Source organism: Pantoea sp. AG702, assembly GCF_003182295.1.
GTDB lineage: Bacteria > Pseudomonadota > Gammaproteobacteria > Enterobacterales > Enterobacteriaceae > Pantoea > Pantoea ananatis.
In genome coordinates this window covers 309359-324332 of the sequence record NZ_QGTU01000004.1, presented here as the reverse complement: position 1 = coordinate 324332, position 14974 = coordinate 309359, and the positions used below count along the sequence as shown (strand labels likewise).

General features: G+C 55.0%; 13 protein-coding genes. 10 read left to right on the top strand and 3 right to left on the bottom strand.

Features of this window, described 5'->3' with window-relative positions; translation table 11 throughout:
* Window positions 1-4: 4 nt before the first annotated feature.
* The 5 genes from DFO57_RS13785 (at window position 5) to fruA (ending at window position 6707) form a co-directional block, all read left to right on the top strand.
* Entirely contained in the window at window positions 5-934 is a 930-nt protein-coding gene (locus DFO57_RS13785; RefSeq protein WP_022623417.1) for a dihydrodipicolinate synthase family protein, read from the top strand.
* A 315-nt stretch (window positions 935-1249) separates the two neighbouring features.
* The gene (locus DFO57_RS13780) at window positions 1250-2536 is read left to right on the top strand and encodes an anaerobic C4-dicarboxylate transporter family protein (protein ID WP_028715355.1); all 1287 of its coding nucleotides are present in this window, start codon (window positions 1250-1252) and stop codon (window positions 2534-2536) included.
* Window positions 2537-2930: 394 nt separating this feature from the next.
* Window positions 2931-4061: a fused PTS fructose transporter subunit IIA/HPr protein gene (gene fruB / locus DFO57_RS13775; protein WP_014605419.1), complete on the top strand. Its 1131-nt coding sequence runs from the start codon at window positions 2931-2933 to the stop codon at window positions 4059-4061.
* Window positions 4058-4996 carry a 1-phosphofructokinase gene (fruK, locus tag DFO57_RS13770; RefSeq protein WP_013026437.1) on the top strand — a complete coding sequence of 313 codons (939 nt, stop codon included), beginning with the start codon at window positions 4058-4060 and terminating at the stop codon, window positions 4994-4996. The genes fruB and fruK overlap by 4 nt, the downstream gene beginning before the upstream one ends.
* A gap of 16 nt (window positions 4997-5012) precedes the next feature.
* Window positions 5013-6707 carry a PTS fructose transporter subunit IIBC gene (fruA, locus tag DFO57_RS13765; protein ID WP_014605420.1) on the top strand — a complete coding sequence of 565 codons (1695 nt, stop codon included), beginning with the start codon at window positions 5013-5015 and terminating at the stop codon, window positions 6705-6707.
* A 45-nt stretch (window positions 6708-6752) separates the two neighbouring features.
* Here fruA and nfo read toward each other — a convergent pair whose 3' ends face one another.
* From nfo to DFO57_RS13750, 3 genes are all read right to left on the bottom strand, one after another.
* A complete protein-coding gene (nfo, locus tag DFO57_RS13760; protein WP_014594118.1) occupies window positions 6753-7595 on the bottom strand; it encodes a deoxyribonuclease IV in 843 nt (280 codons plus the stop codon).
* A gap of 247 nt (window positions 7596-7842) precedes the next feature.
* The gene (locus tag DFO57_RS13755; protein WP_078828800.1) at window positions 7843-8736 is read right to left on the bottom strand and encodes an Rpn family recombination-promoting nuclease/putative transposase; all 894 of its coding nucleotides are present in this window, start codon (window positions 8734-8736) and stop codon (window positions 7843-7845) included.
* Between the two features lie 178 nt (window positions 8737-8914).
* A complete protein-coding gene (locus DFO57_RS13750) occupies window positions 8915-9967 on the bottom strand; it encodes a YeiH family protein (protein ID WP_110015428.1) in 1053 nt (350 codons plus the stop codon).
* Window positions 9968-10069: 102 nt separating this feature from the next.
* On the opposite strand from DFO57_RS13750, the gene DFO57_RS13745 reads away from it, so the two are divergent.
* The 5 genes from DFO57_RS13745 to DFO57_RS13725 all read left to right on the top strand — a co-directional run bounded on the left by DFO57_RS13745 (window position 10070) and on the right by DFO57_RS13725 (window position 14973).
* On the top strand, window positions 10070-10435 hold the full coding sequence (locus DFO57_RS13745) for a YkvA family protein (RefSeq protein WP_013026432.1): 366 nt from the start codon (window positions 10070-10072) through the stop codon (window positions 10433-10435).
* A 14-nt stretch (window positions 10436-10449) separates the two neighbouring features.
* Window positions 10450-11316, top strand: coding sequence for a DNA-binding transcriptional regulator YeiE (gene yieE, locus DFO57_RS13740; RefSeq protein ID WP_014594115.1), 867 nt, complete (start codon window positions 10450-10452; stop codon window positions 11314-11316).
* Window positions 11317-11499: 183 nt separating this feature from the next.
* Window positions 11500-12966 (top strand): amino acid permease, encoded by a 1467-nt coding sequence (locus tag DFO57_RS13735; protein WP_029570288.1) that lies wholly within the window; start codon window positions 11500-11502, stop codon window positions 12964-12966.
* Between the two features lie 142 nt (window positions 12967-13108).
* On the top strand, window positions 13109-14185 hold the full coding sequence (locus tag DFO57_RS13730; protein ID WP_013026429.1) for an iron ABC transporter permease: 1077 nt from the start codon (window positions 13109-13111) through the stop codon (window positions 14183-14185).
* Window positions 14182-14973 carry an ABC transporter ATP-binding protein gene (locus DFO57_RS13725; protein ID WP_028715352.1) on the top strand — a complete coding sequence of 264 codons (792 nt, stop codon included), beginning with the start codon at window positions 14182-14184 and terminating at the stop codon, window positions 14971-14973. The genes DFO57_RS13730 and DFO57_RS13725 overlap by 4 nt, the downstream gene beginning before the upstream one ends.
* Window position 14974: the final 1 nt, after the last annotated feature.

The window sequence follows — 14974 nt, the reverse complement described above, 5'->3', positions numbered from 1 at the left end:
AATCATGATTAATATCGACCTCAGAGGTTTAACCCCTGCGCCTGTCACCCCATTCACGCGCGAAGGGCAAGTGGATTTTGACGCGATTCAACGTCTGGGCAGTTGGCTGGGAAGTATCGACGGCGTAAAGGGGCTGGTGGTCCTGGGGCATGCTGGCGAGGGCACCTTTCTGACGCAGGATGAACAGGCCGACGTGATTCGGGCATTTGTAAAATCGGTCGAAGGCAAAATCCCCGTTATTGCCGGTATTACCGGGGAAGGCACCGAAGTCGCGGCGCGTGAGGCAAAACGCGCTGTCGAGGCCGGTGCGGCTGCCGGTTTGCTCTATCCCTCACACGGCTGGTTGCGTTTTGGATACCAGGACGGCGCACCTCAGGATCGCTACCGCGTCGTGTATGAAGAGAGTGGTTTACCGCTTATTTTATTCCAGTACCCGGATGTGACCAAAGCCACCTATAACCTGAAAACGCTGCTGGATATTTCCGCGCAACCCGGCGTGTTTGCGATGAAAAATGGCGTGCGTAATATGCGGCGGTGGGATACTGAAATTCCCGTCATCCGCCGTGAACGTCCCGATCTACAGATTCTGACCTGCCACGATGAATATCTGCTGCATACCATTTTTGATGTTGATGGCTTCCTGGTGGGCTACGGCAATATTGCCCCTGAGCCGCTGATTGAAATGATTAACGCAGGTAAAGCGCAGGACTATAAGAAAGCACGTGCTTTACATGATCGACTGATGCCTGTGACTAAAGCGGTTTACCATCGTGGCTCACATATGGAAGGCACTGTCGCACTCAAACATGCGCTGGTTGCGCGTGGCATTCTGGAACATGCCACTGTCCGTTCACCGCTGTTACCGCTGGGTGAGGGAGCGGCCGAAGAGATTCATGCCGCAATGCGTTCTGCTGAGCTGGGCCGGGTGAAATAAAACGGGCGAGTCTGGCAGGCAGGGCGCCTTCATGTGGGAACTGCCTGTCGTCGCGGCCTAAGGCTATTCAACGTATCTCTGGGATAACCCGGTTTACTGACCGGCAGCCAGCCAGAGAAAAAAGGCATCAGCGCGATAAGAATTTACACCCTCAGTGCACCTGATACGCAGAAAACGGTTATTTAGCCGCGTGCCATTTCTCTGTAGGACATACCGATAAATAACCCGTTGCAACCTTGCGGAGTGAAAGGAAGCCTGTACCGGCCTTGAGTGTGGGCTGGAACGGTGTAAACCGCAGTCAGAAGGAATGGGATCATGCTACTACTACAGTTTATGACCGTGCTTTTTTTTCTGTTTTTGGGAATGCGTATTGGCGGTATCGGTGTGGGGTTTGCAGGTGGGGCGGGTGTAATCATGTTGTGCGCGCTGGGTGCCACGCCTGGCGATCTGCCCATGCTGGTAATGGTATTTATTATGGTGGTGATCGTCGCCATATCGGCCATGCAACAGGCAGGCGGCATTGATTATCTGGTGCAACTGACAGAACGTGCCTTACGTCGCTATCCGCGATTGTTGGTGATTACGGCACCGCTCTCAACCTGGTTACTGACCATGATGGCCAGTACCGGGCAGGTCTCTTTTGCCTGTATGCCCGTGATTGTGGCTGTGGCCAGAGATAATCACCTTCGTCCAACCCGCGCATTAGCGCTTTCCGTTGCCGCATCCTTACTGGGCATTGTGGCCTCGCCCATTTCTGCCGCCGTGATTTTTCTCTCTGGGATTCTGGAACAGGGACCGCATGGTTGGGGCTATATTGAACTGATTGCCGTGACCATTCCCGCCACCTTCATGGCGCTTTTCTGTTCCGCCTTGTTTTACCTGTGGTGGGATCGCTTACGTCACACAGACCAGCTTGAGCATCAGGATGATGCGGTAAACACCGTACAGCATTCGCATTCCGCTCTCCACGGCAGACGTTCAGTACTGATTTTTATTGTCGGCCTGGTGACAGTGCTGATTTATGCCATTATCAGCAGCCCTAAAATGGAGATCATTACCCGCCCCGTTCTCAATAGCGGACAGGCACGGATTGCCGTAATGCTAACGGTGGCGATGGCTATCGTCATGTTCTGTCGGGTGAATGTGCATACAATTCCGGGATCGTCGGTGTTTAAAACCGGAATGACGTCTTGTATATGCATACTGGGTGTGGCCTGGCTGGGTTCCACATTTATGGAGAGCAATCGTCTGTGGTTGCAGGATAGGGTGGCGAGCTATTTTCTGGATTCCACATGGTTACTGGCGTTGATTATCGTACTGGCATCATGTTTTCTCTATTCTCAGGCGGCATCGACCAAAATTTTATTTCCGATGGCCTTAAGTATGGGCATTGCGCCCGCCACGCTTGTTATCTGTTTTCCCGCTACCGCGTCCCTGTTTATCTTACCGAACTATCCCACATTGCTGGCCGCCGTTGCGCTGGATGATACGGGATCCACCCGCCTTGGCCGACGGATAATCGATCACCCATTTATCCTGCCTGGCCTGCTGGCTACCGGTCTGTCGATGCTTTTTGCAGCAGGTTTAGCAAGGCTGTTCTAACCTTAAGGACATCATGAGGGTAAAAGGCTAAGCCCCTTTGCCGCCATGCTGTGAAGCCCGTGCTGGTGGATTATCACTGTCTGGCAACGTGCCTCTGAGAGGTTAACGTTACCCTGTTTGCAGCGTCTGCTGACGCTGCTGAAATCACGCTCAAAAAATCGGCCTCGTGTCGTCCAGACTTCAGCACTATTTTTAAGAAAATTCCGTAACCTCTCTGAATTGTGCGTAATGTCAAAGATCTGTTATGCCGTTTACGCATTTTCTTGCCTGCAAAGCCAAGCTGAATAACAATCCCTGAAACGTTTCAGCGTTGCTGTGACAACCTTCACCAGGTCAAACAGCAAGATTCAACACCATTGAGCTGAAACGATTCAATCAGCAAGCGAGGAGAATTATGTTCCAGCTCGAATTGCAGGCCATCCATACCGGAGCCAGCGCCCAAAATAAAGAAGATGCGATTCGTCAGGTTGCGGCGGCACTTACCGCTGCGGGTAACGTGGCGGAAGGTTATGTCAACGGCATGCTGGCGCGTGAGCAGCAAACCTCAACCTTTTTGGGTAATGGCATCGCCATTCCTCATGGCACCACCGACACGCGCGATCTGGTGCTGAAAACCGGCGTTCAGGTCTTTCAGTTTCCTCAGGGAATTGCCTGGGGCGACGATCAAACGGCCTATGTCGCGATTGGTATTGCCGCGAAATCTGATGAACATCTGACGTTGCTGCGCCAGCTGACGCACGTACTGAGTGACGACAGCATCGCCGAACAGCTTAAAACGGCCTCTGCTGAAGATCTGCGCGCGCTGCTGATGGGTGAGAAGCAGTCAGCTGAATTCAGCTTCGATACTTCACTAATTTCCCTGGATGTCAGCGCACGTGACCTGATAACGCTGCAGGCCGTCAATGCCGGCCGCTTACAGGCTGCGGGTGTGGTTGATGCCAGCTATGTTGCTGAGGTGGTTTCCAGTAAACCGCTGAGTCTGGGGCAGGGCATCTGGTTAAGCGACAGCGGCAAAGGCAATCTGCAAAGCGGTGTGGCCGTCAGCCGCGCGGCGACAGCCTTTGAACATGAAGGTGAATCCGTGGCAATGCTAGTCAGCGTGGCCGCCGTCGATGACCGCCCGCTGGAGGTACTGGGTTACCTGAGCGCACTGTTGCACAGCAACAAAGCCGACCGTTTGCTGAAAGCCGATGCGGCAGGTGTTTATGCCCTGCTAACCAGCGAAGTTGACGAGCAGGCAGACCAACTGACGGCTGAATTTACTATTCGCAACGAGCATGGCTTACATGCGCGTCCGGGGACCGCCCTGGTGAGCGTGATTAAACAGTTCAACAGCGACATTACGATTACCAACCTCGATGGCAGCGGTAAACCTGCAAACGGACGCAGCCTGATGAAAGTCGTTGCGCTGGGTGTGAAAAAAGGTCACCGCCTGCGTTTTACTGCCAGTGGGGAAGATGCCCAACAGGCGCTGACGGCTATCGAAGAAGCCATCAACAGTGGCTTAGGTGAGGGGGCGGCATGACCAGACGTGTTGCAACCATCACGTTGAATCCTGCGTACGATCTGGTCGGTTATACGCCAGAAATTGAACGTGGTGAAGTGAACCTGGTGAAAACCACTGGCTTACATGCTGCCGGGAAAGGCATCAATGTGGCGAAGGTGCTGAAAGATCTGGGTATCGACGTAACCGTTGGTGGCTTTCTGGGTAAAGACAATCAGGATGGTTTTCAGCAGCTCTTTAGTGAACTGGGGATCGCCAACCGTTTTCAGGTCGTGAATGGCCGCACGCGCATCAACGTCAAGCTGACTGAGCAAACCGGTGATGTGACCGATCTTAACTTTTCCGGTTTTCAGGTGACGGCTCAGGACTGGGATCGCTTTACCAGCGACTCATTAACCTGGCTGGGCCAGTTCGACATGGTGTGCGTGAGTGGCAGCCTGCCGGAGGGGGTCGATCCTGATGCCTTTACCCGCTGGATGACTGAACTGCGTACGCACTGTCCCTGCATCATCTTTGACAGTAGCCGCGAAGCCCTGGTGGCGGGCCTGAAAGCCGCCCCCTGGCTGGTTAAACCTAATCGTCGCGAGCTTGAGATTTGGGCAGGGCGCAAGCTACCTGCACTTCAGGACGTGATTGACGCAGCGCACGAGTTGCGTGAGCAGGGCATTGCACATGTGGTGATTTCTCTGGGTGCTGAAGGCGCACTTTGGGTCAATGCCTCAGGTGAATGGATAGCTAAACCGCCGGTGTGCGAAGTTGTCAGCACCGTTGGCGCAGGTGACTCCATGGTAGGTGGCCTGATTTATGGCCTGTTAATGCGTGAATCCAGTGAACATACGTTACGTCTGGCTACTGCGGTAGCCGCGATGGCTGTCAGCCAGAGCAACGTCGGCGTGACCGATCGTACCCAGTTGGCCGCAATGATGGCGCGCGTCGACTTACAACCCGTTAACTGACAGCAGGAGAGCGATAGTGAAAACGCTGCTGATAAAAGATCCTTCAACAGGACTGGCTTCTGCCTACATGGCAAAACAACGTCTGGCCGCTGCGGCTGCTCAGGCTGGTATAACGCTAACCGAAAACCCGGCCGAGGCCGAACTGGTGATCGTCACCGGTAAAACAGTACCAGAGGATGCCGCGCTGACGGGGAAATCCGTGTGGCTGGGCGATGTGCAGCAGGCAGTCAGTGAACCTGAACTGTTCCTGAATCGTGCCAAAGCCGAAGCGAAACCCTGGCAAGCCAGCGTGGCAGCACCTGCTGCCGTTGCCGCTGTGCCAGCGAATGGGCCAAAACGTGTGGTTGCTGTGACCGCTTGCCCAACGGGCGTTGCGCATACCTTTATGGCGGCCGAGGCAATCCAGGCGGAAGCGACCAAACGCGGCTGGTGGGTTAAAGTTGAAACCCGTGGCTCTGTAGGGGCCGGTAACGCGATCACCCCTGAAGAAGTTGCCGCAGCCGATCTGGTTATCGTGGCCGCGGATATCGAAGTGGATCTGGCTAAGTTTGCGGGTAAACCGATGTACCGCACCTCAACTGGTCTGGCACTGAAAAAGACCGCGCAGGAGCTGGATAAAGCCGTGGCAGAAGCGAAGCCTTATAAACCTTCTGGCGCGCAAAACAGTTCTCAGGAAGAGAAAAAAGAGGGCGGCGCGGGGGCTTACCGTCACCTGTTGACCGGCGTCTCCTACATGCTGCCCATGGTGGTGGCGGGTGGCTTGAGTATCGCGCTGTCTTTTGCGTTTGGTATCACGGCCTTTAAAGAGCCCGGTACGCTGGCCGCTGCCCTGATGCAAATCGGTGGCGGGAGTGCCTTTGCACTGATGGTTCCGGTTCTGGCGGGCTTTATTGCCTTCTCAATCGCGGACCGTCCTGGTCTGACGCCTGGCCTGATTGGCGGTATGATCGCCACCAGCATCAACGCGGGCTTCCTTGGCGGCATCATCGCCGGTTTTATTGCGGGTTATGCGGCCAAACTGATCAGCGGTAAGGTGAAGTTGCCACAGAGTATGGAAGCGCTAAAACCTATCCTGATTATTCCGCTGTTTGCCAGCCTGATCACCGGCTTGCTGATGATCTACGTGGTAGGTAAACCGGTCGCGGGCATCATGAGCGGTTTGACCAGCTGGCTGGCTAACATGGGTACCGCGAATGCAATCCTGCTGGGCGCTATCCTGGGTGGCATGATGTGTACCGATATGGGTGGTCCTGTTAACAAAGTTGCTTACGCATTTGGCGTCGGCCTGCTGAGTTCACAAACCTACGCACCTATGGCCGCGATTATGGCTGCCGGTATGGTGCCACCGCTGGCGATGGGGCTGGCGACGCTGGTTGCGCGTCGTAAATTTAACAAAGGTCAGCAGGAAGGCGGTAAAGCCGCGCTGGTTCTGGGTCTATGCTTTATTTCAGAAGGTGCGATTCCGTTTGCGGCCCGTGACCCGATGCGCGTCCTGCCATGCTGTATCGTCGGTGGCGCAGTAACCGGTGCCGTTTCCATGGCGATTGGGGCCAAGCTGATGGCACCGCACGGTGGCCTGTTCGTCCTGTTAATCCCGGGGGCGATTACGCCGGTCGTGGGTTATCTGATGGCGATTTTGATTGGTACCGCGATTGCCGGATTAGGCTATGCAGTACTGAAGCGCCCGGAAGAAGAGCTGGCGAAAGCCTGACAGGTAAGACGACAAAGGAGCCGCAAGGCTCCTTTGTCTTATTTCTTAACGTTGTTCTGACTTAAGCCAGGCAATTTCATCTTTCCAGATATCGGGATTAATGGTTTCCAGAATCAGCGGAATACCATCGAACCGCGAATCCTTCATCATCCAGCTAAAGACGGTTTTACCGATATTCCCCTCACCCAGGCTGTGATGACGGTCAACCCGGCTGCCCAGCGTACTTTTGGCATCATTCAGGTGCATCCCGCGAAGATAGTTAAAACCCACCACGCGCTCAAATTCGGCAAAGGTCTCCGTGCAGGCGGCTTCACTGCACAGATCGTATCCGCCCGCGAAGGCATGGCAGGTATCGATGCAAACGCCGACGCGCGACTTATCTTCGACGTGTTCAATAATGGTCGCCAGATGTTCAAAGCGGAACCCCAGGTTGCTGCCCTGACCGGCGGTATTTTCGATAACGGCGGTCACGCTGTGAGTTTGATCCAGGGCGATGTTAATTGACTCGGCGATGCGCTTTAAGCAGGTCAGCTCATCAATTTGCTGTAAATGACTGCCCGGATGAAAATTCAGTAGCGTCAGCCCCAGCTGTTCCGCGCGCTGCATTTCATCTACGAACGCATCGCGCGATTTTTGCAACGCGTCCATGACCGGATGCCCCAGGTTTATCAGATAGCTGTCGTGCGGCAGAATCTGGCCCGGTCCAAAATGATATTTCTCACAGGCAGCGCGGAAGGCGGCGATGGTTTCGTCTGACAGCGGGGCGGCTTTCCACTGACGCTGGTTCTTCGTGAACAGCGCAAAAGCCGTGGCTTCCAGTTCGTGGGCGCGGAGGACCGCCTGATCCACACCACCCGATGCGCTGACGTGCGCGCCAATATACTTCATGCCGTTCTCCTGAAGGATTTAACTCAGATTGAACGGCATGATACACGATGGCGCTGTGGCAAAGCGCGTTGCGCAGGAAATTTTTAGCGAGGTCAGGAGGGGGCATTATCAGGAATACAGCCGTGCCACAAAGGGCTCGCTGTTTTCACCCGAATACGCGAAAAGTCTCAGAAAAGGGGCCGGGCGTGAGGCGAAACCGGCCGGTGCCGAATCGACCTTGTCTGTCGGAAGAAGGCAACGCAGCGGATCAGTGGCGGAGTTTCGCCAATTCGTCTTCGGTCAGGCCGGTCATTTTAATCACGGTCGGGCGATCAAGGCCGTTATTTAACATGGTCCGGGCAATCTTCAGCGCTTCTTCCTTCCTGCCTTTTTCAATGCCTTTTTGTTCCAGCTGTTCTGCAATGGTCATCAGAGCCTCTCCGTGTTGCGGCACCCGCTGTGCCAGCTTATGAACAAAGGTTTGCGCATCTGAAGCTTCGCCCACCTGTATCATGTAGTTTACCAGCGATATCACCAGCGATGAAGAGAGATGTTTATGTAGAAGAAGGCTGACCAGGCTGTCAATCAGGGCTGTCAGGTTTCGCTGGTGGATATGCTTTTGCAGTAAGGTTAAGGCGGCCATGCTGCGATGGTGTGCAATCTCCTCGTCAGGGATAATCGTCACATCAACCAAAGGGAAAGCCGTGGTGTACAGTGCGCCCGCGATGTCCGGTCGGGCAAATTCATCGAGCCAACAGAGGGAATAAGGATACGGGCTGCGTTTACCGGTATAGAACAACATCGGGATAACCAACGGCAGTGTTTTATGCCCGGCCTGCAGGTGGCGGTGCATGGCGGCAACCGCATAGCGCATCAACCTGAAGGCCATATGTTGATCCGGACCGGACTGATGCTCGATAAGCACGTGGATGTAGCCTTCCCCGGATGCTGTTTTAAGGCTGTAGAGCACGTCGCTGAAATACTGACGCAGATCGTCTTCGACAAACGAACCCGATTCCAGTTTAAGGGTGGACAGGTCGCAAAGGGCGCGTAACGGTTCTGGCAGGTGGATCGCCATAAAATCCTGCGCAATATCGGGCTGTGTCAGAAACTGCCTGAACAGGGCATCGTGAGGCGTTGGCGTGGTGGTTTTTATCTTCATCCGTCCCGGCTCGAAAAAATGACCCGCCTAAAATAGGGCAGACCGGGGCGTTCGCCTAATAACGGCGCAGTAATGTACGGCGCGTCTCGCAAATCTCCGCGTGTGGGGCAGTGAAGGGGAAGTGGCCGCCATAACCTGCCCCGTCAAGGGCCGGTCAGGAAGGGAGAGGGCTGCGTGCTTACGCCATGATGTGCTGGACCAGCAGATTAATAGTACCGCCACCCACAATCAGCCAGACAAATACCAGTGCTCCTAACAGCACAGGCTTAAATCCGGCAGCGCGCAGGGCAGTAAAGCGGGTAGTTAAGCCCAACGCTGCCATTGCCATGGTCAGCAGGATCCCGCCGAGGGTATTTAATGTGTTAACCCACCCGGCCGGCAACCAGTGCAGGGAGTTGAACAGAGCGACAGCAACAAACATTAAAGCAAACCACGGAAAGGTGACCGGCTGTGCGCTATGCTGTGCTGTCTGTTCACGTCGCAGTACACCGCTTAGCAACAGTAAAAACGGAGCCAGCATCATCACCCGGAGCATTTTCGCAATGACTGCGCTGCTCTCGGTTTCGGGCGCAATGCTGTGCCCGGCGGCGACCACCTGGGCCACTTCGTGGATCGTCGAACCGGTGAAAACACCAAACTGTGTCAGACTGACGGCAGGGAAAAGATGATGAACCCATGGCCACAGCAAGGGATAAACAAAGATCGCCAGGGTGCCAAACAGCACGACCGTTGCCACCGCCACCGCCACCTTTGAGGGGGCCGCTTTCACGACTGGCTCTGTGGCCAGTACGGCAGCGGCACCGCAGATGCTGCTCCCCGCACCGATTAACCACACGGTGTCACGATCGAGCCTGAGCAGGCGCCTGCCCAGCAGGCAGGTTATAAAAAACGTGCTGCTCAGGGTCAGTACATCAATAACGACGCCGCTCAGGCCGACATCCGTGATTTGTTGTAAGGTGATGCGAAATCCGAACAGTATCACGCCCAGCCGGAGCAGTTTTTGTTTGGCCAGCAGTACGCCAGCGTCGCACTGACCGGCCATGGGGGAATAAACACTGTTGCCGATAATGATGCCCAGCATAATGGCCAGAGTTAACGAACCCAGCCCCAGATGCGAGACGGCAGGTACCTGCGCCAGCAGCGCCGTGACGCTGGCAAGGGTACCGCATAGCAACAGGCCTGGCAGCCATTGCTGCACAGTGTGAGATTTTGAAATGCTGATGTCGGCCATGATTACGCTCCTGGTTGAGCACGCATCATCGCGCCAGGTTTGTTAAAAGTGAAATTGATTATATATTTATAATCTACCGCTATAAGTGATAAGGCAGGATATATGCTGTTCGCACGACTGGGGCGCTTCATCACGCTCATCAAAAGGGATGTTTTAACGCTCGCCTATGCCTGCCGCGATCCCCGAACGCCGCTGTGGTGTAAAGGCGCGGCCGTGGGACTTATGGCGTACGGCATCAGCCCCATTGATGTGATCCCTGATGTCATCCCGGTCGTCGGGCTACTCGATGATGCAGTGATCATTCCCACCGGCGTCATGTTGCTGCTGAAAATGTTACCCACGGAAGTGCGCGCCAGCAGCGCAGAGCGTGCCCGGCAGCAGCGTGCACGCGGTAAAACCCTGTTCGGTGTGCTGGGTGTGGTTTTTCTGCTGTGGATAGCCCTGATGGTTTACCTCTTACAGCGTTAGATTCAGGAGTCTCCATGCACATTACACTGCGACAAATCGACGTTTTTACCGAAGTGCTGAAAAGCGGCTCCACCACGCAGGCTTCTCAGGTGCTGGCCTTGTCCCAGTCAGCCGTCAGTGCGGCACTCGCCGATCTGGAAAACCAGCTTGGCGTTCAGCTTTTCGACCGTGTAGGTAAGCGACTGGTAGTGAATGAACACGGCCGGTTACTTTACCCGCGGGCCGTGGGCCTGCTTGAACAGGCGACGGAAATCGAACAGCTGTTTAAAGAAGATAACGGGGCTATCCGAATTTATGCCAGTAGCACAATCGGGAATTACCTGTTGCCGGGGATGATTGCCGGCTACCGCCGTGATTTCCCGACCTTACCTTTAGAGCTGAGCGTGGGAAACAGCCAGGACGTGATCATGGCCGTGTCTGAATTCAGGGTTGATGTCGGGTTAATCGAAGGTCCCTGTCATATGACGGAACTGGTAAGCGAGCCCTGGCTTGACGATGAGCTGGTGGTGTTTGCCGCGCCGGATGCTGCCATTTTACAGCAGCCGGTGACGCTGGCATCGCTGGCGGAGGCCACCTGGATTCTTCGCGAACGGGGTTCAGGGACGCGCGAAATCGTTGATTACCTGCTGCTGTCTCATCTGCCAACCTTCCAGCTGGGCATGGAACTGGGCAACTCCGAAGCGATCAAACATGCCGTGCGTCACGGCATGGGCATTAGCTGTTTATCCCGCCGGGTTATTGCCGACCAGCTCAGTGCCGGAACGCTCATTGAGCTGAATACGCCTTTGCCCAATTTGACGCGTACGCTTTACCGTATTCATCACCGGCAAAAACATATCTCAAAGGCGCTGTCACGGTTTTTGTCCTACTGCCGGGAATAACCGCAGGGGGAGGCTGATGATGAAATAAGCGGTTCAACCCCTTGAAATTCAGGGAGACAGGCGCTGCCGCTAATAATCTGCCGCCTATCATGAAGGTAACTTATATCAACGCAGCATTCGCTATACAGTGCGGCCTTTGCTGCTACAATCGCGCCTTATTTTTACCCAGCGTAATGTTTACACATGCATAATGACACAAAAACAACACAACAACCTGCGTTACGACGCGATCTAAAAGCGCGTCACCTCACCATGATCGCCATTGGCGGTTCAATCGGTACAGGCCTCTTTGTGGCATCAGGTGCCACCATCTCTCAGGCCGGTCCAGGCGGCGCGTTACTCTCCTATGTTCTGATTGGTTTGATGGTTTATTTCCTTATGACCAGCCTGGGTGAACTGGCGGCATTTATGCCGGTATCCGGTTCTTTTGCTACCTACGGTGCGAAATACGTCGAAGAAGGCTTTGGTTTTGCCCTTGGCTGGAACTACTGGTACAACTGGGCGGTTACGATTGCCGTTGACCTGGTGGCTTCCCAACTGGTGATGAATTACTGGTTCCCGGACACGCCAGGATGGATCTGGAGCGCTCTGTTCCTGAGCCTGATGTTCCTGATCAACTACATCTCGGTGAAAGGCTTCGGCGAAACGGAGTACTGGTTTTCGCTGATCAAGGTTGTCACCGTGGTGATCTTTATCGTGGTTGGCGTACTGATGATTGTCGGGATTATGCGCGGCGCTGAAAATGCGGGCTGGCATAACTGGCAGGTCGGTGACGCGCCATTTGCGGGCGGTTTCGCCGCGATGATCGGCGTGGCGATGATTGTCGGCTTCTCCTTCCAGGGCACTGAACTCATCGGTATTGCGGCGGGCGAATCAGAAGATCCGGCGAAGAATATTCCTCGCGCAGTACGTCAGGTGTTCTGGCGTATCCTGCTCTTCTATGTGCTGGCTATCCTGATCATCAGCCTGATTTTGCCTTATACCGATCCGCAGCTGTTACACAATGATATTAAAGATATCAGCGTCAGTCCGTTTACGCTGGTGTTCAAAAATGCCGGTCTGCTGTCAGCGGCGGCGGTGATGAACGCGGTCATTTTAACGGCGGTATTGTCCGCGGGTAACTCCGGAATGTACGCCTCAACGCGCATGCTTTATAACCTTGCACGCGAAGGCAAAGCACCGCGTATCTTTGCCCGCCTGTCAAAAGGTGGCGTCCCCCGTAATGCCCTGTGGGCGACCACGGTGGTGGCTGGTCTGTGCTTTTTAACCTCGAAATTTGGCAACCAGGAAGTCTATCTCTGGCTGTTGAATACCTCAGGCATGACCGGCTTTATCGCCTGGCTCGGTATTGCAATCAGCCACTACCGTTTCCGTCGGGGTTACGTTGCGCAGGGCCACGATCTTACTGCGCTGCCATATCGTTCCGGCTTTTTTCCCGTTGGACCGATTTTTGCTTTTGTCCTTTGTCTGATTATCACTCTGGGCCAGAATTATCAGGCGTTCCTGCAGGATAAAATTGACTGGTACGGCGTGGCGGCTACCTATATCGGTCTGCCGCTGTTCCTGCTGATCTGGCTGGGTTACAGGCTGGTGCGGGGCGGTCGGATCGTCAAATATACTGAGATGGAATTTCCCGTCTATAAAGACTAGCAATGCCTGGAAGCGCCCGGTGAACACCGGGCGTTTTTTTAAGCTTACGTCATCACTGTTAACATTCCATGAATTGATAATTATTATCACCTGCACTATTGTGGCTGCGTTTTTAATTCTGGAGCCATTACTGGGTTGAATCATGACAACGGAATCCTCGTTGATCGGTGCTGAAGCGGACCATCAGCACACATTAAAAAACTATCATCAGGTTGTGCGCCGCCGAATCTTCTGGCTGGGTGCGCTGCTGATAGCGATACTCGCCTCACTCGTTCTTGATTTTACGCTCGGTCCGGCAGGGCTCTCTTTGTCCGTGTTGTGGCACACGCTGCTCTCTCCTGAGAGCGTCGATGCAGGTACCCGCGTAATCGTCTGGGATATTCGCTTGCCTTATGCCTTGATGGCGATTGTTGTTGGCCTGGCGCTGGGCCTCGCCGGCGCCGAAATGCAAACGATCCTGAATAATCCGCTCGCCAGTCCGTTCACGCTGGGCGTGTCTTCTGCGGCGGCGTTTGGTGCAGCACTGGCGATTATTCTGGGCGTAGGGATTCCGGGCATCTCCGGGCAGTGGTTTATCTCGGCCAACGCCTTTCTGTTTGCCCTGTTTGCCGCGTTGATGCTGGATGGCATTACGCGATGGACCCAGGTGTCATCGTCCGGTGTGGTGCTGTTTGGTATCGCCCTGGTGTTTACTTTTAACGCCCTGGTTTCAATGATGCAGTTTATTGCCAGCGAAGATACGTTACAGGGGCTGGTGTTCTGGACCATGGGCAGCCTGGCGCGCGCCTCCTGGGAAAAGCTGGGCGTACTGAGTGCGGCCTTTGCGCTGCTGGTTCCCTTCTCTATGCTCAGCAGTTGGAAACTTACCGCGTTGCGCCTGGGTGAAGACAGGGCGATCAGTTTTGGTATTGATGTTCGTCGTTTACGCCTGGCCACGCTGCTCCGTATCAGCGTACTGTCCGCGCTGGCCGTGGCCTTCGTCGGGCCGATTGGCTTTATTGGGCTGGTGGCGCCGCATATTTCCCGCATGATGTTTGGTGAAGATCATCGCTTCTATTTGCCGGCCAGCGCGCTGACCGGTGCCCTGGTGTTGTCGCTGGCTTCTGTGGCGTCGAAAAACCTTATTCCTGGCGCCATCGTGCCGGTAGGCATTGTGACTTCGCTGATTGGCGTACCGTTCTTCCTGAGTATTATTCTGCGTCACCGGGGGACAGTATGAGGGAGCAAGGATTAAGCCTGCGCGGCTTCACGACCGGCTATCCCAAACGCCAGGTCATTGAAAACCTGAATGTGGCGCGCCTGCCGCGTGGGGAAATTACGGTTCTGCTAGGACCGAACGGCTGTGGCAAATCTACGCTGCTGCGTGCGCTGGCCGGACTGAATAAAGGGCAGGGCGAGCTGTGGCTCAACGGGAAAGACCTGATGACCCAGCCTTTCGCCCAGCGTGCCAGACAGGTCGTGTATCTGCCCCAGTCGCTGCCGGCTGGCGTTCATCTGCACGTGCTGGAGTCCATTATCGTGGCACAGCGCGCCTCCAGTGGTTTACATAGCGCCGCCAGCGAGGCGGACGTGATGGCGCTGCTGGAGCAACTGGGCATTGCGCATCTGGCCATGCGTTACCTTGACCAGCTCTCCGGTGGACAGAAACAGTTAGTGGGCCTGGCGCAGTCGCTGATTCGTCGGCCTGCGCTGCTGCTGCTGGACGAACCGCTCAGCGCGCTGGATTTAAACTACCAGTTCCACGTGATGGATTTGGTACGGCGTGAAACCGCGCTGCGCAATATGGTCACGGTGGTGGTGGTGCACGATATCAATATTGCCTTACGCCACGCTCAGCATGCGGTGATGCTTAAAGCGGGCAGGTTAATTGCCGAAGGCACGCCGGATAGCGTTATCACCCCAGCAACCCTGGCGCAGGTTTACGGCGTACAGGGCCGCATTGAGCACTGTTCACGCGGTACACCGCAGGTCATGATTGACGGGCTGGTACAGGAAGGACTGTCTTGAA

What these genes read in the sequence shown, in the direction of transcription:
- DFO57_RS13785 (WP_022623417.1), top strand. Translation starts at nt 5, where the DNA reads ATGATTAATATCGACCTCAGAGGTTTAACCCCTGCGCCTGTCACCCCA.
- DFO57_RS13780 (WP_028715355.1), top strand. Translation starts at nt 1,250, where the DNA reads ATGCTACTACTACAGTTTATGACCGTGCTTTTTTTTCTGTTTTTGGGA.
- fruB (WP_014605419.1), top strand. Translation starts at nt 2,931, where the DNA reads ATGTTCCAGCTCGAATTGCAGGCCATCCATACCGGAGCCAGCGCCCAA.
- fruK (WP_013026437.1), top strand. Translation starts at nt 4,058, where the DNA reads ATGACCAGACGTGTTGCAACCATCACGTTGAATCCTGCGTACGATCTG.
- nfo (WP_014594118.1), bottom strand. Translation starts at nt 7,595, where the DNA reads ATGAAGTATATTGGCGCGCACGTCAGCGCATCGGGTGGTGTGGATCAG.
- DFO57_RS13755 (WP_078828800.1), bottom strand. Translation starts at nt 8,736, where the DNA reads ATGAAGATAAAAACCACCACGCCAACGCCTCACGATGCCCTGTTCAGG.
- DFO57_RS13750 (WP_110015428.1), bottom strand. Translation starts at nt 9,967, where the DNA reads ATGGCCGACATCAGCATTTCAAAATCTCACACTGTGCAGCAATGGCTG.
- DFO57_RS13745 (WP_013026432.1), top strand. Translation starts at nt 10,070, where the DNA reads ATGCTGTTCGCACGACTGGGGCGCTTCATCACGCTCATCAAAAGGGAT.
- yieE (WP_014594115.1), top strand. Translation starts at nt 10,450, where the DNA reads ATGCACATTACACTGCGACAAATCGACGTTTTTACCGAAGTGCTGAAA.
- DFO57_RS13735 (WP_029570288.1), top strand. Translation starts at nt 11,500, where the DNA reads ATGCATAATGACACAAAAACAACACAACAACCTGCGTTACGACGCGAT.
- DFO57_RS13730 (WP_013026429.1), top strand. Translation starts at nt 13,109, where the DNA reads ATGACAACGGAATCCTCGTTGATCGGTGCTGAAGCGGACCATCAGCAC.
- DFO57_RS13725 (WP_028715352.1), top strand. Translation starts at nt 14,182, where the DNA reads ATGAGGGAGCAAGGATTAAGCCTGCGCGGCTTCACGACCGGCTATCCC.